Source organism: Kitasatospora sp. NPDC036934, from assembly GCF_055608425.1.
Genome location: NZ_JBVJQR010000012.1, coordinates 260,794 through 287,452 on the forward strand (window position 1 = coordinate 260,794; position 26,659 = coordinate 287,452).

Below are 26,659 nucleotides of genomic sequence, written 5' to 3' on the forward strand. Positions count from 1 at the left end.
CGTTCACCCGGCTGCACTCGGCCTGAGCCGTTCGGGTGCCGGTCCATTGCTCCTCGGGAGTGCAGAACCGCCCCACAGGGCTTAAGTCATTTGTAAGGACGATCCGGTGGTCACCCGAACGTCCCGCTAGACTGTTAAGGACGCATCAAGATCCTTGAGCAGGACTCGCGGGCGTCACAGGGCGCGCCGGGAAGTCTGGTCGGCAACTGCACCACCCGTGCAACCGTTGCCGCTCCCAGCCCCAGGAGGTCTCCGTGACCGACCAGCCGCCCGTCCACGAGCCGACGACCCGCCGCCGGCAGCTCCTCGGTCGGCTGTCGCTCCCCGAGCGCACCTACATCACCAACGCCCTGCGCACCGAGACGGTCGGCGGCGTGCTGCTGCTGGCCGCCGCCGTGGTGGCGCTGATCTGGGCGAACATCTGGCCGCACGGGTACGAGAGCCTGCTCGACTACAAGATCGGCCCGTCCGCCCCGCTGCACCTCGACCTCACCCTGGCCGACTGGGCCAAGGACGGCCTGCTGACGATCTTCTTCTTCGTGGCCGGCATCGAGCTCAAGCGCGAGTTCGTCGCGGGCGAGCTGCGCACTCCGAGTGCGGCCGCCCTCCCGGTGATCGCCGCGGTCTGCGGCGTCGCCCTGCCCGCGATTCTGTTCGCCGTGACCAACTCCGGCAGCGGCGGCCACCCCGGCGGCTGGGCCATCCCGACCGCCACCGACATCGCCTTCGCCCTCGGCGTGCTGGCCGTGGTCGGCAGTCACCTGCCCTCGGCGCTGCGCGCCTTCCTGCTCACCCTGGCCGTCGTCGACGACCTGATCGCGATCCTGATCATCGCGGTCTTCTACAGCTCCGGGATCAAGTTCTGGGCGCTCGGACTGGCCCTCGCCGGCCTGGTGCTGTTCTGGTTCCTGCACCGGCGCGGGGTGAAGGGCTGGTACCTGTTCGTGCCGCTGGCCGTCGTGGTCTGGGCACTGATGCACGAGAGCGGCATCCACGCCACGGTGGCGGGCGTCGCGATGGGCCTGATGCTGCGCTGCCACCGGGAGGGCGACGAGAAGCACTCCCCCGGCGAGCACATCGAGCACCTGGTCCGCCCGATCTCCGCCGGGCTGGCCGTCCCGGTGTTCGCACTGTTCGCGGCCGGGGTGTCGATCTCCGGCCCGGAGCTGCGCGAGGTGTTCACCCAGGCCACCCCGCTCGGCATCGTGATCGGGCTGCTGGTCGGCAAGACGGTGGGCATATTCGGCGGCACCTGGCTGGCCGCCCGGTTCACCCGGGCCGAGCTGAACCCCCAGCTCAAGTGGGCCGACCTGTTCGCCGTCTCGGTGCTCGCGGGAATCGGCTTCACCGTTTCGCTGCTGATCAGCGAACTGGCCTTCCCGCACGACCTGGCGCTCGCCACCCGCGCCAAGACGGCCGTCCTGGTCGGCTCGCTGCTCTGCGCGCTGGTCGCCACCGTGCTGCTCAAGCTGCGCAACCGGCACTACCGCGCACTGTGCGAGGAGGAGGACCGGGACGAGGACGGCGACGGCATCCCGGACGTCTACCAGCAGGACGACCCGGCCTGGCGGGCCCGGAGCACCGACGCGGCGGCGGCCGCCGAGGCCGCCCGGCAGTTGCCCGGCGAGGGACCGGCGGCCGGCCGCTGAGCCCCCGTGGGAATGCCGCCGACGGCCGTCCGGAGGTCCCCGAGCGACCGCTGGCGGTCTTCCCAGCAGCCTTCCGGTGGCCCTCCAGCGGCCTCCCAGGGGCCTTCCGAAGCCAGGACACGTCCCTCCGGCGGGGCCCCGGAGTGGTGTCCGACTGACCGGTAGGGGCATGATTCTGAGCTGTCGACAAACCGCTGACGCCTCCGGACCCCCCACCGGCCCCGGAAACCGCACCCCGCGCCGGCGTCACGCCGCAGCAGCCGCAGAGGAGAACCGCTGATGCCCGCAGGAGCCGCAGACCCGTCCAGCAACGGCCGGGCGCCCTACGAGGGCGAGCGTTCGGTGGGGCAGCTGTTCGCGGCGGCCACCGCCGATCTGAGCGCACTCGTGCACGACGAGATCGCCCTCGCCAAGTCCGAGATCAAGGCGGACGTCAAGCGCGGTGTCTCCGGCGGCGTCTCGGTCGGCGTCGCCCTCGTGGTGATCCTGTTCTCCGTCCCGATGCTGAGCGCCGCGTTCGCCTTCGGAATCCACGCGCTGGGCCTGTCGCTCGGTTGGTCCTTCCTCATCGTCGCGGGCGCCTACTGGGTGCTCGCCGCGGTGCTGTTCGTGGTGGCGAGGCGGTTCTTCAAGAAGATCCAGAAGCCCGAACGCACCATCGAGGGCGTCCACAGGACCGCCGAGGTGCTGAAGAACGCCCGGCCGCGTCCGGCCACCCAGGAGGAGATCGACCGGGGCCTGGGCCGCATCCCGTAACCCGCCCCGCGACTGACGTGCCCGGACCCGCCGACGGCGAGTGCCGGGCACGTGTCCTTCGCACGGATGTGACACGCTCTCGGTATGCCGCTCGACCACAAGCCCGCCACCGCGCAGCCGTCCGCCGTTTCCGGCCCCGACTCCGGCCCGGACGCCGACCCGGGGCCCGCCGGGGGCGCCCCCGCCCCCGGACGGTCCGACGAGGGTGCCGACGGCGCCGTCGGCGAAGCCTGGAGCATCCGGCGGTCCGGCCCCTGGACGCACCGCGACCTGGCGGCCAACGGCGCCCGCTTCCACATCACCGAGGTGGGTTCCGGCCCGCTGGTGCTGCTGGTGCACGGCTGGCCCGAGTACTGGTGGGCCTGGCGCCACCAACTGACCGCGCTGGCCGCGGCCGGCTACCGCGCGGTGGCGCTCGACCTGCGCGGCATCGGCGGCAGCGACCGCACCCCGCGCGGCTACGACCCGGGCAACCTGGCCCTGGACATCACCGGCGTGATCCGCTCGCTCGGCGAGCCCCGGGCGCACCTGGTCGGGCACGCCTCCGGCGGCACCCTGGCCTGGGTGGCGGCGGTGATGCGCCCGTCGGTGATCCGGAGCCTCACCGTGGTCTCCGCGGCACACCCCCGGGACCTCCGCCGGGCGCTGCTGACGGACCGCAAGCAGATGGCCGCCTTCGACCACGTGCTGGGCTTCCAGCGGCCGTGGATACCGGAACGCCGGCTGGTCGCGGACGACGCCGCGCTGGTGGGCCGTTACCTGGACGAGTGGACCGGCCCGAACAAGCTGGACGCGGCCGCCGTGCACGCGTACCGGCAGGCGATCCAGATCCCCAGCACCGCGCACTGCTCGATCGAGCCGTACCGCTGGCTGCTGCGCTCGATGGCGCGCCCGGACGGCATCCAGTTCGCCCGGCGGATGAAGAAGCCGATCACCGCGCCGACCCTGCACGTCCAGGGCGCCGCGGACCCGGTGCTGCTGTCGCACACCGCGCTGGGCGGCGGCGAGTACGTGGCGGCGCCGTACCGCTGGCGGCTGCTGCCGGGGGTGGGGCACTTCCCGCACGAGGAGGCGCCGGAGGAGTTCACCGCCGAGCTGCTGGACTGGGTCGGTCGCCACAAGGAGTGACTGTCCGGAGGAGCGCCGGGGTCGCCGGGGGGGTCGCCAGGGGGCGTGCGGAAGTCCCAACTCCCTTGACGTTGCGCTCATATGACATGCGCATGGGCGAATTTCGACAAACCCGGACGGTTACTCCCACCGGCCCAGGGGCATCCATTCCGGTATGACCTGGATGCCCGATCGCGGCGACGCCCCGCGCGGCCGACGCCACAACAGCCCCCAGCGCTCCGCACACCGCCCGGACTGGTCGGAGGACCTCGGCTTCGACGGCCTCGACCGCCGCCAGCGCGGAGCGCAGCGGCAGATGGGCATCCCGCGCATCCTCGGCCGGCGGGCCCGGTGGGTCGGCGCACGACTGCGGCGCGAGACCTGAGGCCTCGCGCCGCGTCGGTCGGCCGTTCGACGGCCGGTCAGTTCACGATCTGCGGTGACAGCGCGGTGAACCAGAGCAGGACGAAGGTCGCCACCGACATGATCGGCACCAGCACCTTGGTCTCGACGTTGTTGCCGCTGCGCTTGATCAGCACGATCTCGTAGCGCTCCTTGTGCGGCCACAGCAGTGGCGCGCCCTTCTTGGTCAGGCAGTCGCCCAGCAGGTGTGCCAGCGTGCCCAGCCCGACCGCGTACGGCAGCCAGCCGGGCGAGTTGGGCATCCAGGTGTTCATCCCGAAGGTGCCGAGCGCGGCCAGGCCGATGACGGTGATCCATGCCTCCGGGCCGTTGCTCGGCGGGCAGAGCCGCAGTGCCCGGACCGCCAGTGCCAGCAGGAAGAACGTCACCGTGAGGGTGAAGTAGCGGCCCAGGAAGGTGACGCCGGCCCAGGTGCCGCCGCCCATCAGCGCGACGAACAGCAGCGAGTGGGTGGCGTGCCGGTGCCCGCCGGAGGCCCAGGCCACGAAGCGGCAGAGCGCCTTGGAGATCGGGCCGAGGAAGTTGGCGATCGAACCGTCGTGGTGGTCGAGGTCCGGCAGCAGCGCGGCGCCCGCGCACAGCACCGTGCCCATCAGTATGTCGGCCGGCTGCAGCGTGGTGTGCAGCAGCAGCGGGGGCAGGAACGGGGCGGAGGCCGCGTACAGCATCGCCCCGCTCACCGCGTGCGAATGACCCATCATCGGACTGCCACGACCTCCGTACGGCTCACTCCAGGACGGCACCCCGGTTGAGCCGAACGGGTGAGCGCGGCCGAGGCTACCAGGGCGGGCTGACGGTACGACGGATCACGCACCGGCGGGCCCGGCGCGGCGTCAGAGCGCGCAGCCCTGGGTGTCCACCTTGGCGGTCGCGGCGCTGCCCGCCGTCACGTCGTCGCGCACCTCGGCCGAGGTCAGCACGTACCCGGTGTCGGCGCTGTCCAGGGACTTGGCGAAGACCACGCCGTACACCTGGCCGTCCGGGGTGAGCAGTGGGCCGCCGCTGTTGCCCTGGCGGACCAGCGAGCGCACCGCGTAGACGTCGCGCACCACCTGGCCGCGGTGGTAGATGTCCGGGCCGTTGGCCTGGATCCGGCCGCGGATGCGGGCGGGCTGGACGTTGAAGGCGCCGTTCTCGGGGAATCCGGCGACGATCGCGCTGTCGTTGGTCTTCGCCTCGCCGGCGAAGGTCAGCGCGGGCGCGTTCAGCTTGGGCACGTCCAGGACGGCGATGTCGCGCTGCCAGTCGTAGCGGACCACCGTGGCGTCGTACAGCTGGCCGACGCCGCCGATCTGCACGGTCGGCTCGTCGACGCCGCCGACCACGTGGGCGTTGGTCATCACCCGGTGCGGGGCGAAGACGAAGCCGCTGCCCTCCAGGGTCTTGCCGCAGGAGGTCGCGGCGCCGACCACCTTGACCAGGCTCTGCCTCGCCTTGGCCACCGCCGCGCTGTTGGCCAGCGCCGGGTCGGGGGTGTCGACCTGGGTGATCGGCTCGTGCTCGAAGGGGTTGAAGACCTGCGGGAAGCCGTTGCGGGCCAGCACCTTGGAGAAGTCGGAGAACCAGTTCGGCGCGTCGCCGGGCAGCGCGTTCTGGACACCGCCGAGGATCGCCGAGGACCGGACCTGCTTGGAGACCGTCGGCAGTGATGTCCCGGCCAGCGCGGAGCCGATCAGCCAGGCCACCAGCAGCATCGAGATCACGTTGACCACCGCGCCGCCGGACGCGTCCAGCACCCGGGCCGGGCGGCGGTCGATGTGCCCGCGCAGCTTCCAGCCGTAGTGCGCGGTGACCGCCTGTCCGATCGCGGCGAAGACGATCACCACCACGACGGCCACCACCGAGGCCGTGGTGCCGGGGCTGAGGTGGTCGAGCAGCAGCGGCAGCAGCTGGACGGCCAGCAGGCCGCCGCCGAGGAAGCCGACGAGCGAGAGGACGCCCACCACGAAGCCCTGCCGGTAGCCCGAAACGGCGAATCCGACGGCGGCGAGGACCAGCAGCACATCCAGGACGTTCACTCCGACACCCTCCCACGCTTCGCGACCGTGCCGCGCCGACGGCCCGTCACGAGCCGGCGGCGTCGCCGCCCGGCAGGGCCCGGGAGTGCTCGAGGTCGCCCTGGACGAGTGCCAGCGCGTCATCCGAGAGGTCGACGACCCGGGACGGGTCCCAGGGGAGCTCCAGCCCGCTGTGGTGCAGCACCCGGTCGATCACCCCGGCGGTGAACCCCCATACCAGTCGCCCGGCGACCGCGAAGGCCGGCCCGACGTGCCCGGACGGGTGCCGCAGCCGGACCCGGTTCGCCGGGTCCGCCAGGTCGGCGATCGTCACCCGGAACACCGCGCCGGTCTCGCCCTGGTCCACCGGCCGCACCGGCGACTCCTCGCGCCACCAGCCCAGCACCGGGGTCACCACGAAGCTGCTCACCGGGATGTACAGCCGGGGCAGTTCGGCGAAGACCTGCACCCCGGCCGGGTCCAGACCGGTCTCCTCCCAGGCCTCGCGCAGCGCCGCCGCGACCGGGCCGGGACCGTCCGGGTCACCGTCCTCCGGATCCAGCGCGCCGCCCGGGAAGGACGGCTGGCCGGCGTGCGAGCGCAGCGACCGGGCCCGCTCGATCAGCAGCAGGTCCGGTCCGTCCGGGCCCTCGCCGAACAGCATCAGCACGGCCGCCGCCCGGCCGCCCTCGCGCGGCGGCAGGAAACGGCTCAGCTGCTCCGGCAGCACCCGCTCGGCCGCGTCCCGGACCGGCTCCAGCCAGTCCGGCAGGCCGTTCCGCTCGATGGCAGTCGTGCTCACGCCTCCACCCCCAGGTCCGCGACCCGCCCGTGGTGGGCCTCGGCGTCGGCGCGGGCCGCCGCCTCGCCGGGGAAGTCCGACGGCGGCTTCAGCCGCTGGCCGGGCTGGCCGCCCATCTCATACTTGAGCAGCTTGCGGGCCTTCTCCTGGTCCAGCTCGCCCTCCCCGTACGAGGGGCAGAGCGGCGCGATCGGGCAGGCCCCGCAGGCGGGCTTCTGGGAGTGGCAGATCCGGCGGCCGTGGAAGACCACGCGGTGCGAGAGCATCGTCCACTCCGACTTCGGGAAGATCTCGGCGACGGCCAGCTCGACCTTCACCGGGTCCTCCTCGGTCGTCCAGCCGAACCGCCGGGCCAGCCGCCCGAAGTGGGTGTCCACGGTGATCCCGGGGACGCCGAAGGCGTTGCCGAGCACGACGTTGGCGGTCTTGCGGCCGACCCCGGGCAGCGTCACCAGGTCGGCCAGCCGGCCCGGGACCTCACCCCCGAAGTCGTCGCGCAGGGCGGTCGACAGGCCGATCAGCGACTTCGCCTTGTTCCGGAAGAAGCCGGTCGGACGGATGATCTGCTCCAGCTCCTCCGGGTTCGCCGCCGCCATGTCCTCCGGCGTCGGGTACTTGGCGAACAGCGCCGGGGTGGTCTGGTTCACCCGCAGGTCGGTGGTCTGCGCCGACAGCACGGTGGCCACCAGAAGCTGGAACGGGTTCTCGAAGTCCAGCTCCGGGTGCGCGTACGGGTACAGCTCTGCCAGCTCACGGTTGATCCGCCGGGCCCGCCGCACCATCGCCAGGTGCGACTCCGGCTTCCTCGGCTTCACGGCCGGCTTGTTCGCCACCGGCTTGTTCGCCACCGGCTGCGTCGCCGCCGTCGTCTTCCCGACCGGCTTCTCCGCGGGCTGCTTCGGCGCCGTCGCCTTCCGGACCTTGCTCTCTGCCATGGACGAAGGCTACGCCGAGCGGCGGACCGCTTGGGGCCGATCAAGGAGGGAAAAACGCCCTGCCGGGGCGGCTGTTGTGCGAAGGGGGCGGTCCGGGTGGGGGGTGGTCACCGCGGGGGGCGGCCGATGGTGCCCTCGAGGGTGTTGAGGAGGCCGGCCAGGGCGTCGGCGAGGCGGGCCTGCTCGTCGGGAGTGAGGCCGGCGAGGAGAGCGCGGTCGTGGGCGACGAGTTCCTGGACCAGGCCGTCGACCAGCTCGCGGCCCGCGTCGGTGAGGGAGAGGTGGGCGACCCGGCGGTCGCGCTCGTCGGGGCGGCGGCTGACCAGGCCGCGCTCCTCCAGCAGGCGCAGACGCTTGGTGACGGCGGCGCCGGAGGCGAAGCTCTCGCGGGCCAGCTGGGTGGGCGTCAGCTCGCGGTCGACCCGGCGCAGGGCGCCGAGGATGTCGAACTCGGCGCGGGTGAGGCCGGTCCGGGTGAGCGGGTCAGGGGTCTGCTGGAGCAGTGCGGCGCAGCGGTTGATCCGGCCGAGGACGGCGATCGGGCCGGTGTCCAGGCCCGGGTAGGCACGCTCCCACTGGCGCAGCACACCTGCGACGACGTCCTCCACGTGTGCTGCTCCCGTTCCGCGACCGACCGTCCGGCTGTCCGTCGATCCTAGGGCCTGTACGGCAGGCCCTGGGCGGCGCGCGCTCCGGTCCCCCGCCGTTCCAGCAGGGCTGCCAGCAGGTGGTGGGCGTGGCGTTCGGTGTCGGCGGTGCGCTGGTGCGGGAGCGCGGGGCGGCGCCACTCGCCGGTGGCGGTGTCGGCGGCCTCGCGCAGTTCCAGCAGGGCGGTGGCCAGGCCGGTCCGGGCCGCGGCGGCCTCGGAGCCGGCGGTGGCGACGGTGGCGACGGCGGCCCGGGCCCGACGGGTGGCGGTCTCGGCCCCGGCCAGGGCGCGGGACAACCGGGTGGCGGTGCGGCGGTTGGTGACCAGCAGGCAGGCGGCGAGGCCGGTGAGCGCGCCCACGCAGGTGTCCAGCCAGCGGTCGGCGACCAGCGCCCGGGCGGGCTGGAGGCCGGCGAACTCCGTCATCATCAGGGCCATCGGGGTGACGAAGACGGTGGCCAGCCAGTAGCTGCGGGCGATCGTCGCCTCCGCGCCGACCTGGCAGAGCAGCCCGAGCGCGATCAGCGCCACCGGGCCCGAGTGCGCGACGGGCAGGAGGGCGGTGAACGCGGCGAGGCCGAGCAGGTTGCCCAGCACCCGCTGCAGTGCGCGCTGCCAGGACAGTGTGCTGTTGGCCTGGAACACCGAGGCCGCGGTGACCACCGCCCAGTACGGCCGCCCGACACCGAGCGCCAGCGAGAGCCACCCGGCCGCGGCGCAGCCGACCGCCACCCGCAGGCCGATCGGCAGCAGCTCGGAACCGGGTCGCAGCGCCCGGTGCGGTGCCGGGCGGGGGGCGGGCCGGTGGGCGCGCAGTTCGGCCGCCTCCGCCTCGGTGAGCTCCGGCAGCGGCAGCGGGCGACCCCGGCGCAGGTCGCGGGCCCAGGCCGAGTACCGCTCGGCGGCGGCCGGGTCGGCGGGCGCGGCCAGGGCCGACTCGGCGTGGACGAGCAGCCGCTCGGGTGCGTCGCCGAGGGCCGGCCACCGGGCCGGGGAGGACTGCCCGAGGCTCTGCCGGGCCGCGTCGACCGCGCCGACCAGGGCCGTCCGGGCGGCCGCATCCGGCGCACCGGGCACGGTGTGCGCCAGCCGGGCGGCGGCCTCCAGTGCGCGGGCGGTGGCGATCCGCTCGGGCCCGTACGGGCGCAGCAGCGCGGGGGCCATGCCGACCAGCCAGGCCAGTGCGGCGCCGAGCGCGGCGAGCGCCAGATGCGGGGGGAGGTCGGCGGGGCGCTGGGGGACGAAGGCGCAGCCGGCCGTGGTGAAGGTGATGATCAGGCTGCCGGGCGGGCCGATCCGGGCGGCGTCGCAGCCCAGTTTGTGCAGCGCGGCGAGCCCGGCGGCCACCGCGACCAGGGTGACGGCGTCGCGGGTCAGCGCGGCGGCGGTGAGGGCGGCGGCGGTGCTGAGCAGGGTGCCGAGCAGGACGCAGGCCAGGGTGCGGGCCCGGGCGCGGTAGGGCAGGCCGTGTCCGTACAGCGCGCCGAGTCCGCCGGCCGAGGTGTATAGCGCGAGGTCGAGCCGGCCGAGGGCGAGCAGGGTGAGGTTGAGGGTGCCGAGGGTCACCACGGCACTGAGGGCGGGCTTGTGCCAGCTGTCGCCGGGCGGGCCGACCCGGAGTGCCTGTCGGAACTGGGCGATTGTGGCCATGCAAAAAAGATTAGCAGGTAATTTACCTGTAAAACATATGCCCACGGGGCGGGCGCCGGAGGCCGTCGTCAGCGCCCTCGGAGGCCGTCGGAAGAAATCTCCGGCCGGAGCGATGAGTTCTGCGGCGAGCCCCGGTCTACCCCTGCGTCCGACTCGTCCGACTCTTCCGACCGAAGGAACACCCCATGAGCACCGTGGTCTCCACCGACGGCACCACCATCGCCTGCACCGTCACCGGCTCCGGCCCGGCCGTCGTCCTGGTGGACGGGGCGATCGGCCACCGCGGCTTCGACCCGGGCGTCGCCGTCTCCGAGCGGCTCTCGGCCCACCACACCGTGTGGGCCTACGACCGGCGCGGCCGCGGCGGCAGCGGGGACACCGCGCCGTTCGCCGTCGAGCGCGAGATCGAGGACCTGGCGGCCGTGATCACGGCGGCCGGCGGCTCGGCCGCGGTCTTCGGCATCTCCTCGGGCGCCGCGCTCGCCCTGCGGGCCGCGGCGGCGGGCGTCGGGATGAGCCGACTCGCCGTCTACGAGCCGCCGTTCAGCACCGAGGAGGGGCGGAGGGAGCAGTTCGTCGGGTACGTCGCCGAGTTGGAGGCGGCGATCGCCGAGGGACGGCGCGGGGACGCCGTCGCGGCCTTCATGACCTTCGTCGGGATGCCCGGCGAGATGGTGGAGGGGATGCGCTCCGCCCCGGTGTGGCCGGTGTTCGAGGCGGTCGCGCCGACCCTGGCGTACGACGCGGAGGCGCTCGGCGGGCGGACCGGCGGCACGGTGCCGACCGAGCTGCTGGCCACGGTCGCCGTGCCCACCCTGGTCCTGGACGGCGGCGCCAGCCCGGAGCTGCTGCGGGCGCCCACCCGCGCGGTGGCCGGGGCCGTGCCGGGCGCCGAGTACCGGACGCTGGCCGACCAGACCCACGAGGTGGCGCCCGAGGTGCTGGTGCCGGAGCTGCTGAGATTCTTCGCCTGAGCCGGCTGAGCCGGCTGATCCGGGGCCGGGGACTCCGCGGACCTCCATCCGCCGGCGCGCTCCGGGGCCTGTCCGGCAAGCTCCGCCGGACACGCCCTAGTCTTCCGAACGTCTGACGATCGGAGAAAGAGGAAGCATGGACGGGGACTTCAAGGACTTCGCGGACATTCCCACCACCACCGTGGCCGACGTCCTGGGCCGCGCGCAGGTCATGGACATCGGCCTGCGCCCGCTCTGGGCGGGCATGCCCCGGGTCGCCGGACCGGCCTTCACCGTGCAGTGCCCGCCCGGCGACAACCTGATGCTGCACGCCGCGATCTACCGGGCCGAGCCCGGCTCGGTGATCGTGGTGGAGTCCGGCGACCTGGACCACGCGCTGGCCGGCGGCAACGTCTGTGCCGTGGCCCAGCGCCGGGGCGTCGCCGCCTTCGTGGCGGACGGCCTGATCCGGGACCTCGCCGAGGTACGGGAACTGGGCTTCCCGGTGGTCGCCCGGGGCGTCATCCCGATCCCCGGGGCGAAGAAGCAACTGGGCAGCCACGGCGCCCCGGTGCGCTGCGGCGGCGTGCTGGTGGCGCCCGGCGACATCGTGGTGGCCGACGAGGAGGGCGTCGTGGTGGTGCCCGCCGCCGAGCGGGCGAGCGCCCTGGCGGCGGCCCGGGCGAAGCTGGCCAAGGAGGCCGCCGAGACCCTGGACGACTGGGAGGCCGCCCACCACGCCCGGATCGAGCAGAGCCTCGCCGAGCTGGGCTTCACCGGCTAAGCCGGATCCGCAGGGCCGCAGGGCCGCAGGGCCGCAGGGCCGCAGGGCGATCAGTACAGTCCGTTCAGCTCCCCGAAGCCGAGCGCGCCGTCGAGCTCGGTCAGCGTCCCGGCGCCGAGCAGTTCGACGGCGGCCCGGTGGGCCGTGGTGTACGCGGCCTGGGCCAGGCCGGTGCCGACGCTGACTCGCCGCACCCCCGCGGCGGCGAGTTCGGCGACGGTCGGCCCGCCCGCTCCGGCCATCGCGTTCACCGGCAGCGGGGAGCGCCGGCACAGCTCGGTGAGGGCGTCGAGGTCCAGCAGCCCGGGGACGAACAGGCCGTCGGCGCCCGCCTCGGCGTAGGCCTCGGCCCGGGCCAGGACGTCGTCCAGCCCGCCGAGCCCGAACAGGAAGACGTCGGTACGGGCGTTGACCAGCAGTTCGGGGAGCCCCGCCGCCGCGGCCGCCGTCCGGGCCGCGAGCAGCCGTCCGGCCTGCTCGGCCACTGGGAACAGCGGCCCGCCGACGGTCGTGGAGTCCTCCAGGTTGACCCCGGCCACGCCGGCGCCGACCAGCTCGGTGACGGTCGCGGCCACGTCGGCGGGCAGCGGCCCGTACCCGCCCTCGGCGTCGACCGTGACCGGCAGGTCCACCGCGGCGACGACCCGGCGGGCCGCCGCGACCGCCGCCGCCCGGTCCATCCGCTGCCCGTCGCCGTGCCCGAGCGACCAGGAGACGCCGCCGCTCGTGGTGGCGATCGCCCGGGCGCCGGCCGAGGCGATCACCGCGGCGCTGCCCGCGTCCCAGGCGTTGGGCAGGACGAGCACGCCCTCCGAGAGGAGCTCGCGCAGCCGCAGTGCCCGCTCGCGGGCCTCGGGGGTGGTGGACATGACGGGTCACCGGCTTTCGTACGGATCGGTGGGGACGCAGGCATCCTGCGCCCCGCCGCCGGCCGGCCGCCAGTGTTTAAGCTGGGGCCGAATCTTCTCCAGGAGGGGTGCAGATGCGGACGGAACTCCACTTCTCCGCGCAGGACTTGGCGCTGACCCGGTTCGCCGTCAGCCCGATGCAGGAGGTGGTGACCAGCCTGCGCGCCCTCGCCCACTCCCCCGCCCCGGCGCTGCACCGCCGCTGGGCCGGGCAGGTCCGCGAGCGGCTGGCCGCCGCCGGGCTGGACCGGGGCCGGCTGGCCGCGATGGTCCCGCCCGACGGCCACCTACCCGACTTCCTCAACCCCGCCCCGGCCGGCTTCTCCCCCACCCTCGCCGAGGAGCTGGCCGCGATCGCCGCGTCCGGCGCCGGGCAGGTGCGGTCCGATCTCGACATCGTGGCCGCCGAGGCGGGCGGCCGGCTCCCGGCCGTCCTGGCGCCGCTGTACCGCGACCCGGACGGCCAGCTGCCCCGGCTGGCCGCCGAGATCGAGGCGTACTGGGAGCTGGCGCTCGCGCCGTACTGGGCCCGGATCCGGACACTGCTGGCCGCGGACGTCTTCCACCGCTCCCGGCAGGCCGCCGAGCACGGCACCGCGCGGATGCTGGACGAACTGCACGAGACGGTCCGCTGGGACGGCACCGCGCTGCGGCTGGAGCGCCGGCACTGCGCCGTGGCCCGGCTGACCGCCGGTTCCGGACTGCTGCTCCTGCCCTCGGCCTTCGCCTGGCCACGGGTGCTCACCCGGGTGCTGCCGCCCGAGCCGCCGCAGCTGATCTACCCGGCGCGCGGCACGGCCGTGCTCTGGGAGGAGCGCCCCGGCTCGGCCGCGCGCACCGATGCGCTGGCCGCCGTCCTCGGCCGCTCCCGGGCCCGGCTGCTGGCCGAGCTGGACTCCCCGGCCTCGACCACCGAGCTGGCCGGCCGGACCGGGCTCTCCCCGGCGGCCGTCTCCCAACACCTCGCCGCCCTGCGGGCGGCGGGCCTGACCAGTGCCCACCGGGCCGGGCACGCAGTCCTCTCGGCCCGCACCGCGGTGGGCGACTCCCTGTTCGCTCCGCACGGACAGACGTTCGAGAAAGCAGTGGTCGCCGGGCACCCCGCCCCGTGACCCGCCGGTACGAATGGCCCCGCACCGCACACCCGGACACACCCCCTCCTCATATGATCGGAGCGACATGCGCCATGCTTGGTGATGCAGAACACTGAACGAAACTTGCGCCGGACGGCCCACCCGCCGGACGGCCGAGAAGGAGGAAGCACGTGGACGACGTTCTGCGGCGCGCCGCACTCTTCGCGGCACTCGACGACGAACAGGCCGGCGAGCTGCGCGCTTCCATGACCGAGGTCACCCTCGCCCGTGGTGAGTCGCTGTTCCACGAGGGCGACCCGGGCGACCGGCTGTACGTCGTCGCCGAGGGCAAGGTCAAGCTGCACCGCGCCTCCCCGGACGGCCGCGAGAACATGCTGGCCGTGCTCGGCCCCAGCGAGATGATCGGCGAGCTGTCGCTGTTCGACCCGGGCCCGCGCACCGCCACCGCCAGCGCGCTGACCGAGGTCAAGCTGCTCGGCCTCGGCCACGGCGACCTGCAGCCCTGGCTGCACGCCCGCCCCGAGGTGTCCATCGCGCTGCTCCGGGCCATCGCCCGCCGACTGCGCCGGACCAACGACGTGATGTCCGACCTGGTCTTCTCCGACGTGCCCGGGCGCGTCGCCAAGGCCCTGCTGGACCTCTCCCGCCGCTTCGGCGTGCAGTCCGAGGAGGGCATCCACGTCGCCCACGACCTCACCCAGGAGGAGCTGGCCCAGCTGGTCGGCGCCTCCCGCGAGACCGTCAACAAGGCGCTCGCCGACTTCGCCGGCCGCGGCTGGCTGAAGCTGGAGGCCCGCGCGGTGGTCCTGATGGACGTCGAGCGACTGTCCCGCCGCTCGCGCTGACGCCGTACGAACGCCGGAGGGCCCGTCGCGATCACCGCGACGGGCCCTCCGGCATGCGTGCGTCAGTCCTGGTCCGGGATCAACCCGTGCTCCGTCAGGTACTCCAGCTGGGCCCGCACCGACAGCTCGGCGGCCGGCCAGAGCGCCCGGTCCACGTCGGCGTAGACCCGGGCGACCACCTCGGCGGCCGTCCGGCAACCCGCCTCCACCGCGGTCTCCACCTGGGCGAGCCGGGTGGCCCGGTGGGCCAGGTAGTAGTCGACGGCGCCGAGCGCGTCCGCGAGCACCGGGCCGTGGCCGGGCAGCACCGTCCGCACACCGTGCGCGGAGGCCATCGTGTGCAGGTGGCGCAGCGAGTCCAGGTAGTCCCCGAGCCGGCCGTCGGGGTGGGCGACCATCGTGGTGCCGCGGCCGAGCACGGTGTCCCCGGTGAGGACCGCGCCGTCGTCCGGCAGGTGGAAGGTCAGCGAGTCCGAGGTGTGGCCAGGAGTGGCGACCACCCGGAGGTCGAGGCCGCCGACGTCCAGGCGCTGACCGCCCACCAGGCCCTCGGAGCCCAGCCGGTGCGCCGGGTCCAGGGCCCGCACCTCGCTGCCGGTCAGCTCGGCGAAGCGGGCCGCGCCCTCGGAGTGGTCCGCGTGGCCGTGGGTCAGCAGGGTCAGCGCGATCCGCTTGCCGCGCTCCTCGGCCAGCTCGACCACCCGGCGCAGGTGGCCCTCGTGCAGCGGGCCCGGGTCGATCACCACCGCGAGGTCCGAGCCGGGCTCGGAGAGCAGCCAGGTGTTGGTGCCGTCCAGCGTCATCGGCGACGGGTTCGGCGCGAGCACGCACAACGCCCGGGGAGTTGCCTCGCCGCCGACCACGGCGGCGGGATCGCCCGGCAGGAATCCGCTCATGCTCCTACCTCGCTGCGCTCGATGGTTCGCGCGCTCCGCTCACTCACCGGCCGCGCTCGCCGTCACGGTGCAGGGCCCGCAGGGGCAGGGCCCGAACGAGGGCGCGCTGGGCGACCTCGGCGAACGGGACCGGACCGTCGCAGGCGGGGGAACGGCGGATCAGTCGGCGGGCGGGCAGCTCGGGGGCCGTCCGGCGAGCCACGGCGTTGTGGTCCATCGGGTGTCGGTCCTTCCTGGTCGGCGTTGCCGTGTGACGGCGGAGTGGGATGCGGAGTGGGATGCGGTCGTGGGGGTCAGGATTCCTCGGCGGGGAACTCCCCGTCGATGGTCAGTTCGTCGTACCCGGGCCAGCGGACCGTCATCCGGTCGCCGCGGACCTCGGCCCGGCCCAGCACCGGCTCCAGCACCCGGTCGGCGGCCGCGGCCAGCGCCTCGGCGGCCGACCGGACGTGCGACAGCTCGCGCAGCACCGTCACCGTCGGCGGCAGCATGCCGAACCGGCCCTCCCGGTGGCCCCGGACCGCCTCGGCGGGCGTCAGCCAGGCGACCCGGTCGGCCTCGCCGACCTCCAGGGCCGCGCGCTGGCCGGCCGGCAGGGCAGCCACGAAGAACCAGGTGTCGTAGCGCCGCGCCTCGAATTCCGGGGTGATCCAGCGGGCCCAGCCGCCCAGCAGGTCACTGCGCAGCACCAGGCCGTGGTCCCGCAGGAACTCGGCGAAGGACAGCTCGTGCGCCTCCAGCGCGGCCCGCTCCGCGGACCAGTCGCGCGGCGCGGCGACGCTCCGCGCGTCCGGGCCGGCCAGCAGCACGCCGGCCTCCTCGAAGGTCTCCCGCACGGCGGCGCACACCACCGCCCGCGCCGTCCGGGCGTCCACCCCGAGCCGCTGCGCCCACTCCTCGGGCGACGGCCCGGCCCAGCCGGGCTCGACCTCGGCATCGCGCGGGTCCACCCCGCCGCCCGGGTAGGCGTACATCCCCGCCGCGAAGGCCATCGAGGTGCGACGGCGCAGCAGGTAGGCCTCCGGCCCGTCGGCGCAGTCGCGCAGCAGCACGACCGTCGCGGCGGGCTTGGCCAGCGCCGGGGTGAGCAGGCCGGAGTCGACCGCCCGGATCAGGGCGGGCCAACCGGGCGGCATCGGGAGCGTCGTTGCTCGATGGTCCATGCCCGGATGCTAAGCGCACGAAGGCGGGGTTGGACAGGCCCGACCCCGCCTTCGCGATCACACTCAGACGTTCTTGACGCGCACCTGGATCTCGACCTCGACCGGGGCGTCCAGCGGCAGCACCGCGACGCCGACCGCGCTGCGGGCGTGCACACCGGCCTCGCCCAGCACCTTGCCGAGCAGCTCACTGGCGCCGTTGATGACGCCGGGCTGGCCGGTGAAGTCGGGGGCGGAGGCGACGAAGCCGACGACCTTCACGACCTGCTCGATCCGGTCCAGGTCGCCGATCACCGACTTCACGGCGGCCAGGGCGTTCAGCGCGCAGGTCTGCGCGAGCTCCTTGGCCTCCTCCGGGGACACCTCGGCGCCGACCTTGCCGGTGCTCGGCAGCTTGCCGCCGACGACCGGCAGCTGGCCGGAGGTGAACACGAACTCACCGGACCGCACGGCCGGCACGTACGCGGCGACCGGGGCGGCCACAGGCGGCAGGGTCAGGCCCAGCTCGGCGAGGAGCGACTCGACCTGGCTCATGCGTTCTTCTCCCGCTTGAAGTAGGCCACCAGCTGCTCCGGGTTCGGGCCGGGCACGACCTGGACGAGCTCCCAGCCGTCCTCGCCGAAGTTGTCCAGGATCTGCTTGGTGGCGTGCACGAGCAGGGGCGCCGTCATGTATTCCCACTTGGTCATGGCCAGACTCTAGACGAGCCGTCCCGGCGATCGCCGCCGCCCGTCGCCCCGCGTGTGAGGTGGGACACAAAGGGGGCATGATTCAGTCCTGGTACCCCGGGTGCTCCGGGCATCGGGCGTGCTCCCTGGTTACCCTCGCGAGAGGGCATCCTCGCGCGGGGGCACCCCCGTGGAGGGGCGTCCGCACGGAGGGGCACCCTCATGGAGGGGCATCCCCTGCGCGATCGGGCGCCCCCGGCTGGGGCGCCCCGCGGGAGGGGACGCCCATAGGGACGGAGACGGACGGAGACGCAGCGTGGCACGCACCCCCGGCCAGGCGGCCCGGCGCGACCCCGACTGGGAGGGGGTCCGGCTGCACGTGGTCAGCGGCAAGGGCGGCACCGGGAAGACCACGCTGGCCGCCGCGCTGGCCCTGGCCCTGGCCGCCGAGGGCGGGCGGGTGCTGCTGATCGAGGTCGAGGGACGGCAGGGCATCGCCGAGCTGTTCGGGATCGCCGCGCTCCCGTACGAGGAGCGCCGGATCGCCTCTGTCTCCCGCCCCCAGCTGGGGCTGCCGGCCGGGGAGGGCGGGCCCGGCGAGGTCCTCGCGCTGGCGATCGACACCGAGCAGGCACTGCTCGAGTACCTGGAGATGTTCTACAAGCTCGGCCGGGCCGGCAAGGCGCTGCAGAAGGTCGGCTTCGTCGACTTCGCCACCACCATCGCCCCCGGCGTGCGGGACGTCCTGCTCACCGGCAAGGCCTGCGAGGCGGCCCGCCGCAAGGGCTCGGACGGGCGGCGCCGGTACGACGCGGTGGTGATGGACGCCCCGCCGACCGGGCGGATCACCCGGTTCCTGAACGTCAACTCCGAGGTCGCCGGGCTGGCCCGGATCGGCCCGATACACACCCAGGCGCAGGCGGTGATGCGGGTGCTGCGGTCCCCGGAGACCGCCGTGCACCTGGTCACCCTGCTGGAGGAGATGCCGGTGCAGGAGACGGTCGACGGCATCGCGGAGCTGCGCGAGGCGAAACTGCCGGTGGGCGGGGTGATGGTCAACATGGTCCGACCGCCGTTGCTGGACGCGGCCGCGGTCGCCGCCGTGGACGGGGACCACCGGGAGGAGGTGGCCCTGGCCCTCGGCGAGGCCGGTCTGGGGGGCCGCTCGCGCAAGGCGGAGACGGTCAGGACGGCGGTGGAGCCACTGCTCGACCCGCTGTTGGAGCAGGCCAGGGAGCACGCCGAGCGGGTCGAGCTGGAGCGCGAACAGCGCGCCGACCTGCAGCAGTTGCGGCTCCCGACGTACGAACTCCCTTTGCTGGGCGAGGGCGTGGACCTCGGCGGGCTGTACCGGCTGGCGGGCGAACTGAAGCGGCAGGGGGCGGCGTGACTCCGGCGAACGGCGGTACGGCTTCGGCGAAGGGCGGGACCTCGGCGAAGGGCGGGACTTCGGCGAACGGCGGGACTTCGGCGAACGGCGGGGTGCGGGGCACCGGCAGCCGGCTCGCGGTGGACGAGCTGATCGACAGCCCGAAGACCAGGATCATCGTCTGCTGCGGCTCCGGCGGCGTCGGCAAGACCACCACCGCCGCGGCGATCGGCCTGCGGGCCGCCGAACGCGGCCGCAAGGTCGTGGTGCTGACCATCGACCCGGCCCGACGGCTCGCCCAGTCGATGGGCCTGACCGAGCTGGACAACACCCCCCGGGTGGTCAAGGACGTCGCGGGGGACGGCCGGCTCCACGCCATGATGCTCGACATGAAGCGGACCTTCGACGAGGTCGTGCTGGCCCACGCCGAGCCCGAACGGGCCAAGGCGATCATGGAGAACCCCTTCTACCAGTCCCTGTCGGCCGGCTTCGCGGGCACCCAGGAGTACATGGCGATGGAGAAGCTCGGACAGCTGCGCGCCGCCGAGGAGTGGGACCTCATCGTCGTGGACACCCCGCCGTCCCGCTCGGCGCTGGACTTCCTGGACGCCCCCAACCGGCTCGGGTCCTTCCTGGACGGCCGGGTGATCCGCATCCTGACCGCGCCGGCCAAGGTCGGCGGCCGCAGCGCGATGCGCTTCCTCAACGCCGGGATGGGCCTGCTCACCGGCGCCCTGGGCAAGATCTTCGGCGCCCAGCTGCTCACCGACGTGCAGACCTTCGTCAGCGCGATGGACTCGATGTTCGGCGGTTTCCGGGAGCGCGCCGACCGCACCTACCAGCTACTGAAGGCACCCGGCACGGCGTTCCTGGTGGTGGCGGCGCCGGAACGGGACGCGCTGCGCGAGGCGGCGTACTTCGTCGACCGGCTCGCCGCGGACCGGATGCCGCTGGCCGGGCTGGTGCTCAACCGGGTGCACAGCACGGGAGCGCCGCAGCTCACCGCGGAGCGTGCACTGGCGGCCGCCGAGGCGCTGGAGGAGAACGGCTCGGAGCACTCCTCGCCCGAGGCGGAGCTGCTCGCGGCCGGCCTGCTGCGACTGCACGCCGAGCGGATGCAGATCATGGGGCGCGAGCGGCGCACCCGGGACCGCTTCGTCTCGGTGTACCCGGACGTGCCGATCGTGGAGGTGGCGGCGCTGCCCGGCGACGTGCACGACCTGGACGGTCTGCGGGCCATCGGGGACCGGCTCAACGGCGCGGTGTAGTCCCGGCCGGAGCGGCGCGGCCGGGCTCAGCCCGCCTGGGCGTAGTCCGTCAGTATCACGCCGGTCGCGAGCGACTCCTCGTACTCGGTGCGGGCCGTCTCCAGCAGCCTCCGCCAGGACATGACCGTCGGGCGGCGGCGCAGCAGCGCACGGCGCTCGCGCTCCGTCATCCCGCCCCAGACCCCGAACTCCACCCGGTTGTCCAGCGCGTCCGCGAGGCACTCCGTCCGGACGGGGCAGCCGCTGCACACCGCCTTCGCCCGGTTCTGTGCGGCCCCCTGGACGAACAGTTCGTCCGGATCACTCGTGCGGCAGGCGGCCTGCGCACTCCAGTCGTCAACCCAGCCCATGCCGGCGCCGTCCTCTCCCGATGATTCGAGGCTCCCCCACGGCGGCAACGGCATATTCACCGTTGCCAGTTGAGGACGTTACGGAAGAAGGAGAACTTGCAACAGCCCCTTCGGGCTCAATCTCGAATGACCCAATCGGACTATGGGTATCGGTCATCTCACTCGTTGGAGTGATCGCAGGTCGCGGGCCTTGCCAGCCGCGAAGCCCCCACTCTCGCCACAGGCGCCGTCACGGAGCGCAACCGTTCACTCGAACACAGCCGACCCCGACCGCCTCAAAACCCGCACAATGGTGGGCAATTCGGGCAACTCTCCGCACCCACAAGAGTGAACGATGTTGACGCACCGAAGCTGTCGCAAGCTTGTGACAAGCCTAGGCGAACACCTGCCCCGATGTGCGGGAATCGGGGACGTAGGGTTCTCCTCATGGCACCGAAGCGCCCACAGGCATCCCAGCCCCCAGGCAGTCCCGGAGCTCCGCGCCGGAAGAGCAGCGGATCACCGATGGACCACGTCGGCAACGGCGTGAAGTTCCTGGGCGTCAGCGTGCTCTCCGGAGTCCTGCTGGCGGGCCTCGCCCTGCCGGCCGTCGGCGCCATGGGGCTGACCGCCAAGGACACGGCGGAGAGCTTCCAGAACATCCCCGACGATTTCAAGACGCCACCGCTCACCCAGGCCACCCAGATCTTCGACGCCAAGGGCGGGCTGATCGCCAAGGTCTACGAGCGCGACCGCACCGTCCTCACCGCCGACCAGATGTCGCCGTACATGCGGAAGGCCCAGGTCGACATCGAGGACGCCCGGTTCTACGAGCACGGCGCCGTCGACCTCAAGGGCATCCTGCGCGCGGTCGGCAAGAACGCCGAGAGCGGCTCCGCCTCCCAGGGCGCCTCCACCCTGACCCAGCAGTACGTGAAGAACGTCAACGTGGAGAAGGCCGGCGACGACCAGGCCGCCGTCCTGGAGGCCCAGCGCAAGACCCTGGGCCGCAAGATCCAGGAGCTCAAGGTCGCGATCAAGCTGGAGGAGGACCTGACCAAGGATCAGATCCTCACCAACTACCTCAACATCACGTTCTACGGCCACCAGGCCTACGGGATCGAGGCCGCGTCCCAGCGCTACTTCAGCAAGAGCAACAAGGACCTGACCATCGCCGAGGCCGCCACCCTGGCCGGGCTGGTCCAGAACCCGTCGCAGTACGACCCGGTGCGCTACCCCGACAACACGATCAAGCGCCGCAACGTCGTCATCGACAAGATGCTCGAGAACAAGCACATCACCGCCGACCAGGCGAAGGAGGCGAAGGCCGCCCCGCTGGGTCTGAAGTACAAGGACCCGCAGAACGGCTGCATCACCGCCCAGGCCGGCATGGGCTTCTTCTGCGACTACGTCCGCCACGTGGTCAAGCAGGACCCGGCCTTCGGCAAGACCGCCGACGACCGGAAGAAGCTGTGGGACACCGGCGGTCTGAACATCTACACCACGCTGGACCCGGACAAGCAGGCCGCCGCCCAGAACGCCGTCACCAAGAAGGTCAACGTGACCGACCAGGTGTCGGCCGCGGCGACCATGATGGAGCCCGGCACCGGCAAGATCCTGGCGATGGCCCAGACCCGCCCGTACGGCCTGGACCCGAACAAGAACCAGACCGTCGTCAACCTCAACGTCGACGCCTCGATGGGCGGCGGCAACGGCTTCCAGACCGGTTCGACCTTCAAGCCGATCCTCGCCGCGGCGGCGCTGGAAGCGGGCATGTCGAACACCCAGTCGTTCCCGTCCGAGAACAAGATCGACTACCCCCAGATGTCGACCTGCAACGGCACCTGGAAGAACACCGACAAGCCCAAGGCCACGGTGAAGAACGAGTCGACCGGCGAGGTCGGTCCGTACGAGCTCAAGCAGGCCATGGCCCTCTCGGTCAACACCTACTTCGTGGAGATGGAGCAGCAGGTCGGCCTCTGCGCGATGAAGCAGATGGCGAACAAGCTGGGCATCACCCAGTCCGCGAAGGGCGACCAGTTCCAGGAGGTGCCCTCGATGGTCCTCGGCACCCTGGAGCTCTCCCCGCTGACCATGGCGAACGTCTACGCGACCTTCGCCGCCCGCGGCAAGTACTGCACCCCGATCGCGATCAACAAGATCACCACGGTGGACGGCAAGGACCTCAAGGTCCCGCAGTCGCAGTGCAACCAGGTCTTCTCCGAGCAGACCGCGGACTCGGTCAACACCGTCCTGCTCAACGTGACCGAGAAGGGCACCGCCGCCGCCCTCGGCCTGGACGACGGCCGCAAGATCGCCGGCAAGACCGGTACCACCGACGAGAAGAAGGCCGCCTGGTTCGACGGCTACACCCCGTCGCTGGCCACCGCGGTCTGGCTCGGCGGCCCGGCCGGCGGCGTCAAGATGAAGAACATCAACATCGGCGGAAAGCACTTCGACGAGGTGTTCGGCGCCGACGGCCCCGGCCCGATCTGGCAGATGGCCATGAACCAGGCGCTCAAGGGCACGCCGCTGGAGCCCATCCAGACCACCAACATCCCGGACCCGCAGCCGGCCGCTCCCCCCGCGGGCGCCACCCCGCCGGCCGACCCCAACGCCCCGCAGCAGCCGGCCGGCCAGAACCCGCCGCCGCCCGCACCGGGCAACGGGAACGGCGGCCCCGGTGGGGTGATAGGAGGAGGGTTCACCCTCCCGCCCGGCATGATCGGCGGGGGCGGGAACGGCAACGGCGGCAAGCACGGCGGCGGCAACGGCTGACCTGACCCGGTCGGTCCTCCGAGCTCGCACAACGACGCTCGCACCACGGCGAAGGGGCGCCTTCCGGATCTTCCGGGGGCGCCCCTTCGGCGTGTTCACGCGTGCCGTTTCACACCTACGGCTCAGAGCTCAGAGCAGCGCGGCCTTCACCGCGGCAGCCACCCGGCCGCCCTCGGCCAGGCCGTCCACCTTCGGCTTCACCAGCTTCATCACGGCGCCCATCGCCTGCGGGCCGCTCGCCCCGCTCTCGGCCACGGCGGCGGCCACGATCGCGGCCAGCTCCTCGTCCGAGAGCTGCTTCGGCAGGTAGGCCGCCAGCACCTCGCCCTCGGCGCGCTCGCGCGCGGCCTGGTCGACCCGGCCGCCGGTGTCGAAGGCCTCGGCCGCCTCGCGGCGCTTCTTCGCCTCGCGGGTGATCACCTTCAGCACCTCGGCGTCGGACAGCTCGCGCTTCTGCTTGCCCGCCACCTCCTCGCTGGTGACGGCGGACAGCGTGAGCCGGATGGTGGACGAGCGCAGCTCGTCCCGGTCCTTGATGGCAGCCGTGAGGTCCTGGTGCAGCTGATCCTTGAGCGTCGTCATGGCCATGAGTCTCCCACCTGGGGCGTTCCGTCGCTTGCCATTAACCTTCGACCGCCACGACCTCCACGACCTCCACGACCTCCACTGCCCGGATCCGTAACCACTTATCCTGGTTACGTGACCGATGGAGACGGCGCACCGGAAGCCCCGACCGGCCTGGTCCTCACCACCCCCGGCGGCAGCCGCTTCCACTTCGACGCCGGCGCCCTCTGCCTCGAACTGCTCACCACCGGCGGCCCCGGCGACCACGCCCCGTACGAGGCGCTGCACCACCCGGCCGACCTCACCGGCTGGCTCCCCCGCTCCCGGCTGCGCCTGCCCGCCGGCACCGTACGGATCACCGCCGAACACCTCGCCGCCGCCCGCACCCTGCGCGACGCCCTCTGGCGCCTCGCCGCCGCCCGCGCCCGCGGCCGGACCGGCACCCCCGAGGACCGCGCCACCCTCAACCGGACCGCCGCCCACCCCCCGCTCGTCCCCCGGATCGCCTCGGACGGCACCCCCGGCGCCCCGCCGCCCGCCGACGGGGCCCAGCTGGTCTCCACCCTCGCCCGGGACGCCATCGCCCTACTCACCGGCCCGTACGCGGACCGGATCCGGGAATGCGGCGCCAACGACTGCCGACTGATCTTCGTCGACACCTCCCGACCCGGACGGCGCCGCTGGTGCTCCATGGAACGCTGCGGCAACCGCCACAAGGTCCGGGCCCTGCGCGCCCGGCGGGAGACCGGGCAGCCCCCGCCCGCGCCGACCCCGGAGACCGCGCCCACGGCGGCCGACCGACCGTTCACCACCTGATCCACCGTCTGAGAGCATGGGCTGATGCGACCGCTGTACTCCGTTCCCCTCGGTGTCGCCGCCGCCGGCGCCGCCTGCCTCGCCTACTCCGTCGGGTACGAGGTCCGTGCCTTCCGGCTCCGCCGCGTCGAGGTCCCCGTCCTGCCCCACGGCGCCAAGCCCGTCCGGATCCTCCAGGTGTCCGACATCCACATGGTGAGCGGACAGGGCAAGAAGCAGCGCTGGCTGCAGAGCCTGGCCGGGCTACGCCCCGACCTGGTGGTCAACACCGGCGACAACCTCTCCGACCCCCTCGGCGTCCCGGCCACCCTCGACGCGCTCGGGCCGCTCATGGACTTCCCAGGCGTCTACGTCTTCGGGTCCAACGACTACTACGGCCCCGCCCGCAAGAACCCCGCCCGCTACCTTCAGGCCATGCGCAGCGGCGTCCACGGCATGAACAACCCCGACGGCACCGGCAACCGCGGCATCAGCGGCGCCGTGCACAACCCCTGGGAGAAGCTCCGCGACGGCTTCGACGCGGCCGGCTGGCTCGACCTCACCAACACCCGCGGCCGTCTCACCGTCAACGGCCTCGACCTCGAGTTCACCGGCCTCGACGACCCGCACATCCGCCGCGACCGCTACGCCGAGGTCGCCGGCGGCCCCTCCGCCGACGCCGACCTCTCCCTCGCCGTCGTCCACGCCCCCTACCTGCGCGTCCTCGACGCCTTCACCGCCGACCGCTACCCCCTGATCCTGGCCGGGCACACCCACGGCGGCCAGCTCTGCATCCCCTTCTACGGCGCCCTGGTCACCAACTGCGACCTCGACACCCGCCGCGTCAAGGGCCTCTCCACCCACCAGGCCGGCGGCCACCGCTCCTACCTCCACGTCTCCGCCGGCTGCGGCACCAACCGCTACACCCCGGTCCGCTTCGCCTGCCCCCCGGAAGCCACCCTCCTCACCCTCACCCCCACCCCCACCCCCCGCTGACCCCCACCGGACGCCCGCCCGAAACCGGATTTCGTGTCTCGGCGAGCGTCCGGTAGAGTTCTACTCGTCGCGAAGGAGACGGAGCGGCAAACAGAAAGACCGGGGTGTGGCGCAGCTTGGTAGCGCGCTTCGTTCGGGACGAAGAGGCCGTGGGTTCAAATCCCGCCACCCCGACCCAGTAAGACCAGCTCAGGGCCGGTCTCCCGCAAGGGGGACCGGCCCTGACTGCTTCTCCCAGGGCTTTCGGGAGAATCCTGGGAGAAAGCCGGCGGGAAACCGGTCTCGCGGGGCTACTGCTGAGGCTTCCTCAGCAAGACGTCGAGAACCCCCACGGGCGAGCCGGGCGACATCCGGCGGCGACCTTCGAGTGACCGGAGCCACATCCGGGTCAGCCCCTCCGTGAAGTCCCGGTAGGCGGGCATCTGCGGCACCGAGGCGCGCGGCGCCGAGTCCGTCATCGTGTCCGGGGGCTACGAGGACGACCAGGGCCACGGCTCCGAGATAGGGCCTGTTGCATGACCTGCTGCCCAGCGGCGTGGCCACCGGCCTGACCGCCGGCAAGGCCGCCGCTGCGATGAAGGGTATCCGCCCCGTCACCGCCACCGACAACTGCCGCCGGGACATAGCCCGTGACCTGCTGTCCGACCTGCGGCGTCTGGACCGCCTCGTCAAAGGCACCGCGATCCAGATGCGCGAGGCGCTGGCCGCCATCCGCACCAAGCTCACCAACCTGCCGGGCCTGGGCACCGTGCTGGTTGCCAAGGTCATCGGTCACGTCGGCGACGTCACCCGCTTCCCCACCGAGCACCACTTCGCCAGCTACACCGGCAGCGCGCCCCTGGACGCCTCCAGCCGTAACGACGTCCGCCACCGGCTCAACACCGGCGGCAACCGTGCTCAACTCGGTCCTGCACGTCATCGCCATCGTCCAGATCCGCGACGGCGGCCGCGGCCAGGAGTACTACCAGCGCAAGATCGCCGAAGGAAAGACCCCATCCGAGGCCCGCCGAGCCCTCAAACGACGGCTGTCCAACGTGGTCTACCAGATCACGAAACGCGACCATCGCCACCAACTCGCCACAGCCACTTGACACACAGAGGCGCTATGAAGTCACAAGCGCCCGTCCGGCCGCGTGCGTGATGGTCCCGCTGATGAGCCGACAAATCCCAAGCAGGACGGTCTGAGACGTCAGAAGCCGTTGTCTTATCGGACGTGATCGACGTATTTCCGCTGGTGAGGCATAGTGCCGGTGGTTGCGCGGCAGGCCTGATCCATCGGGATGG

At 73.0% G+C, this 26,659-nt stretch carries 28 protein-coding genes, 1 tRNA gene and 1 pseudogene; 16 read left to right on the forward strand and 14 right to left on the reverse strand.

The annotated features are described in order from the left end of the window. The first annotated feature begins 254 nt into the window (after nucleotides 1-254). The 4 genes from nhaA (at nucleotide 255) to ACZ7BZ_RS20540 (ending at nucleotide 3,897) form a co-directional block, all read left to right on the forward strand. Nucleotides 255-1,649: a Na+/H+ antiporter NhaA gene (nhaA, locus tag ACZ7BZ_RS20525; protein WP_470359493.1), complete on the forward strand. Its 1,395-nt coding sequence runs from the start codon at nucleotides 255-257 to the stop codon at nucleotides 1,647-1,649. 279 nt (nucleotides 1,650-1,928) lie between these two features. Beyond that, on the forward strand, nucleotides 1,929-2,405 hold the full coding sequence (locus ACZ7BZ_RS20530; RefSeq protein ID WP_465739650.1) for a phage holin family protein: 477 nt from the start codon (nucleotides 1,929-1,931) through the stop codon (nucleotides 2,403-2,405). Nucleotides 2,406-2,489: 84 nt separating this feature from the next. Next, complete coding sequence (locus ACZ7BZ_RS20535; protein WP_470359494.1) at nucleotides 2,490-3,533, forward strand: alpha/beta fold hydrolase; 1,044 nt, start codon at nucleotides 2,490-2,492, stop codon at nucleotides 3,531-3,533. Nucleotides 3,534-3,687: 154 nt separating this feature from the next. Continuing rightward, nucleotides 3,688-3,897 carry a hypothetical protein gene (locus ACZ7BZ_RS20540; protein ID WP_380451325.1) on the forward strand — a complete coding sequence of 70 codons (210 nt, stop codon included), beginning with the start codon at nucleotides 3,688-3,690 and terminating at the stop codon, nucleotides 3,895-3,897. Nucleotides 3,898-3,934: 37 nt separating this feature from the next. On the opposite strand, the gene ACZ7BZ_RS20545 is transcribed toward ACZ7BZ_RS20540, so the two are convergent. The 6 genes from ACZ7BZ_RS20545 to ACZ7BZ_RS20570 form a co-directional block, all read right to left on the reverse strand. Then, nucleotides 3,935-4,633 (reverse strand): metal-dependent hydrolase, encoded by a 699-nt coding sequence (locus ACZ7BZ_RS20545; protein WP_470359495.1) that lies wholly within the window; start codon nucleotides 4,631-4,633, stop codon nucleotides 3,935-3,937. Nucleotides 4,634-4,768: 135 nt separating this feature from the next. Beyond that, nucleotides 4,769-5,953, reverse strand: a complete 1,185-nt coding sequence (locus ACZ7BZ_RS20550) for a MarP family serine protease (protein WP_380451321.1) — start codon at nucleotides 5,951-5,953, stop codon at nucleotides 4,769-4,771. Between the two features lie 46 nt (nucleotides 5,954-5,999). Continuing rightward, nucleotides 6,000-6,734, reverse strand: coding sequence for an NUDIX hydrolase (locus ACZ7BZ_RS20555; RefSeq protein ID WP_470359496.1), 735 nt, complete (start codon nucleotides 6,732-6,734; stop codon nucleotides 6,000-6,002). After that, a complete protein-coding gene (gene nth / locus ACZ7BZ_RS20560) occupies nucleotides 6,731-7,669 on the reverse strand; it encodes an endonuclease III (protein ID WP_470359497.1) in 939 nt (312 codons plus the stop codon). The genes ACZ7BZ_RS20555 and nth overlap by 4 nt, the downstream gene beginning before the upstream one ends. 107 nt (nucleotides 7,670-7,776) lie before the next feature. Continuing rightward, the gene (locus ACZ7BZ_RS20565; protein WP_380451315.1) at nucleotides 7,777-8,277 is read right to left on the reverse strand and encodes a MarR family winged helix-turn-helix transcriptional regulator; all 501 of its coding nucleotides are present in this window, start codon (nucleotides 8,275-8,277) and stop codon (nucleotides 7,777-7,779) included. A gap of 47 nt (nucleotides 8,278-8,324) precedes the next feature. After that, entirely contained in the window at nucleotides 8,325-9,968 is a 1,644-nt protein-coding gene (locus ACZ7BZ_RS20570; protein WP_470359498.1) for an FUSC family protein, read from the reverse strand. Between the two features lie 185 nt (nucleotides 9,969-10,153). On the opposite strand from ACZ7BZ_RS20570, the gene ACZ7BZ_RS20575 reads away from it, so the two are divergent. Together ACZ7BZ_RS20575 and ACZ7BZ_RS20580 are read left to right on the forward strand one after the other, a co-directional pair. Then, nucleotides 10,154-10,942: an alpha/beta fold hydrolase gene (locus ACZ7BZ_RS20575; RefSeq protein ID WP_470359499.1), complete on the forward strand. Its 789-nt coding sequence runs from the start codon at nucleotides 10,154-10,156 to the stop codon at nucleotides 10,940-10,942. Between the two features lie 136 nt (nucleotides 10,943-11,078). Continuing rightward, nucleotides 11,079-11,705, forward strand: coding sequence for an RraA family protein (locus ACZ7BZ_RS20580; RefSeq protein WP_470359500.1), 627 nt, complete (start codon nucleotides 11,079-11,081; stop codon nucleotides 11,703-11,705). Nucleotides 11,706-11,755: 50 nt separating this feature from the next. On the opposite strand, the gene ACZ7BZ_RS20585 is transcribed toward ACZ7BZ_RS20580, so the two are convergent. Then, the gene (locus ACZ7BZ_RS20585; protein WP_470359501.1) at nucleotides 11,756-12,574 is read right to left on the reverse strand and encodes an isocitrate lyase/PEP mutase family protein; all 819 of its coding nucleotides are present in this window, start codon (nucleotides 12,572-12,574) and stop codon (nucleotides 11,756-11,758) included. Between the two features lie 113 nt (nucleotides 12,575-12,687). On the opposite strand from ACZ7BZ_RS20585, the gene ACZ7BZ_RS20590 reads away from it, so the two are divergent. Together ACZ7BZ_RS20590 and ACZ7BZ_RS20595 are read left to right on the forward strand one after the other, a co-directional pair. Continuing rightward, on the forward strand, nucleotides 12,688-13,725 hold the full coding sequence (locus ACZ7BZ_RS20590; RefSeq protein WP_470359502.1) for an ArsR/SmtB family transcription factor: 1,038 nt from the start codon (nucleotides 12,688-12,690) through the stop codon (nucleotides 13,723-13,725). 152 nt (nucleotides 13,726-13,877) lie between these two features. Continuing rightward, on the forward strand, nucleotides 13,878-14,552 hold the full coding sequence (locus ACZ7BZ_RS20595; RefSeq protein WP_030240972.1) for a Crp/Fnr family transcriptional regulator: 675 nt from the start codon (nucleotides 13,878-13,880) through the stop codon (nucleotides 14,550-14,552). A 62-nt stretch (nucleotides 14,553-14,614) separates the two neighbouring features. Here ACZ7BZ_RS20595 and ACZ7BZ_RS20600 read toward each other — a convergent pair whose 3' ends face one another. The 5 genes from ACZ7BZ_RS20600 to ACZ7BZ_RS20620 form a co-directional block, all read right to left on the reverse strand. Further along, nucleotides 14,615-15,448 carry an MBL fold metallo-hydrolase gene (locus ACZ7BZ_RS20600; protein ID WP_465739664.1) on the reverse strand — a complete coding sequence of 278 codons (834 nt, stop codon included), beginning with the start codon at nucleotides 15,446-15,448 and terminating at the stop codon, nucleotides 14,615-14,617. Between the two features lie 43 nt (nucleotides 15,449-15,491). Beyond that, entirely contained in the window at nucleotides 15,492-15,665 is a 174-nt protein-coding gene (locus ACZ7BZ_RS20605; protein ID WP_470359503.1) for a hypothetical protein, read from the reverse strand. 76 nt (nucleotides 15,666-15,741) lie between these two features. Continuing rightward, entirely contained in the window at nucleotides 15,742-16,611 is an 870-nt protein-coding gene (locus ACZ7BZ_RS20610) for an NUDIX hydrolase (RefSeq protein ID WP_470359504.1), read from the reverse strand. 63 nt (nucleotides 16,612-16,674) lie between these two features. Further along, nucleotides 16,675-17,142, reverse strand: coding sequence for a RidA family protein (locus ACZ7BZ_RS20615; RefSeq protein ID WP_470359505.1), 468 nt, complete (start codon nucleotides 17,140-17,142; stop codon nucleotides 16,675-16,677). Then, the gene (locus tag ACZ7BZ_RS20620; protein WP_094743074.1) at nucleotides 17,139-17,297 is read right to left on the reverse strand and encodes a DUF4177 domain-containing protein; all 159 of its coding nucleotides are present in this window, start codon (nucleotides 17,295-17,297) and stop codon (nucleotides 17,139-17,141) included. The genes ACZ7BZ_RS20615 and ACZ7BZ_RS20620 overlap by 4 nt, the downstream gene beginning before the upstream one ends. Before the next feature lie 295 nt (nucleotides 17,298-17,592). On the opposite strand from ACZ7BZ_RS20620, the gene bagA reads away from it, so the two are divergent. Next, nucleotides 17,593-18,666, forward strand: a complete 1,074-nt coding sequence (gene bagA, locus ACZ7BZ_RS20625; protein ID WP_470359506.1) for an ATPase BagA — start codon at nucleotides 17,593-17,595, stop codon at nucleotides 18,664-18,666. A gap of 92 nt (nucleotides 18,667-18,758) precedes the next feature. After that, entirely contained in the window at nucleotides 18,759-19,913 is a 1,155-nt protein-coding gene (gene bagB, locus ACZ7BZ_RS20630; protein ID WP_380451437.1) for an ATPase BagB, read from the forward strand. 26 nt (nucleotides 19,914-19,939) lie between these two features. On the opposite strand, the gene ACZ7BZ_RS20635 is transcribed toward bagB, so the two are convergent. Continuing rightward, complete coding sequence (locus tag ACZ7BZ_RS20635; protein ID WP_033333275.1) at nucleotides 19,940-20,263, reverse strand: WhiB family transcriptional regulator; 324 nt, start codon at nucleotides 20,261-20,263, stop codon at nucleotides 19,940-19,942. A 504-nt stretch (nucleotides 20,264-20,767) separates the two neighbouring features. Here ACZ7BZ_RS20635 and ACZ7BZ_RS20640 point away from each other — a divergent pair. After that, nucleotides 20,768-23,020, forward strand: a complete 2,253-nt coding sequence (locus ACZ7BZ_RS20640; RefSeq protein WP_380451294.1) for a transglycosylase domain-containing protein — start codon at nucleotides 20,768-20,770, stop codon at nucleotides 23,018-23,020. Nucleotides 23,021-23,149: 129 nt separating this feature from the next. Here ACZ7BZ_RS20640 and ACZ7BZ_RS20645 read toward each other — a convergent pair whose 3' ends face one another. Next, the gene (locus tag ACZ7BZ_RS20645) at nucleotides 23,150-23,602 is read right to left on the reverse strand and encodes a GatB/YqeY domain-containing protein (protein ID WP_380451292.1); all 453 of its coding nucleotides are present in this window, start codon (nucleotides 23,600-23,602) and stop codon (nucleotides 23,150-23,152) included. Between the two features lie 117 nt (nucleotides 23,603-23,719). Here ACZ7BZ_RS20645 and ACZ7BZ_RS20650 point away from each other — a divergent pair, with 117 nt between their 5' ends. The 5 genes and pseudogenes from ACZ7BZ_RS20650 (at nucleotide 23,720) to ACZ7BZ_RS20670 (ending at nucleotide 26,466) form a co-directional block, all read left to right on the forward strand. Next, a complete protein-coding gene (locus ACZ7BZ_RS20650; RefSeq protein WP_470359507.1) occupies nucleotides 23,720-24,400 on the forward strand; it encodes a CGNR zinc finger domain-containing protein in 681 nt (226 codons plus the stop codon). A gap of 24 nt (nucleotides 24,401-24,424) precedes the next feature. Continuing rightward, nucleotides 24,425-25,375, forward strand: a complete 951-nt coding sequence (locus ACZ7BZ_RS20655) for a metallophosphoesterase (RefSeq protein ID WP_470359508.1) — start codon at nucleotides 24,425-24,427, stop codon at nucleotides 25,373-25,375. Between the two features lie 100 nt (nucleotides 25,376-25,475). After that, nucleotides 25,476-25,549, forward strand: a tRNA-Pro gene (locus ACZ7BZ_RS20660). 514 nt (nucleotides 25,550-26,063) lie between these two features. Further along, nucleotides 26,064-26,210 (forward strand): annotated as a pseudogene (locus ACZ7BZ_RS20665) (transposase); the annotation flags it as partial. A 58-nt stretch (nucleotides 26,211-26,268) separates the two neighbouring features. Continuing rightward, the gene (locus ACZ7BZ_RS20670; protein ID WP_470359518.1) at nucleotides 26,269-26,466 is read left to right on the forward strand and encodes a hypothetical protein; all 198 of its coding nucleotides are present in this window, start codon (nucleotides 26,269-26,271) and stop codon (nucleotides 26,464-26,466) included. Nucleotides 26,467-26,659 lie beyond the last annotated feature (193 nt).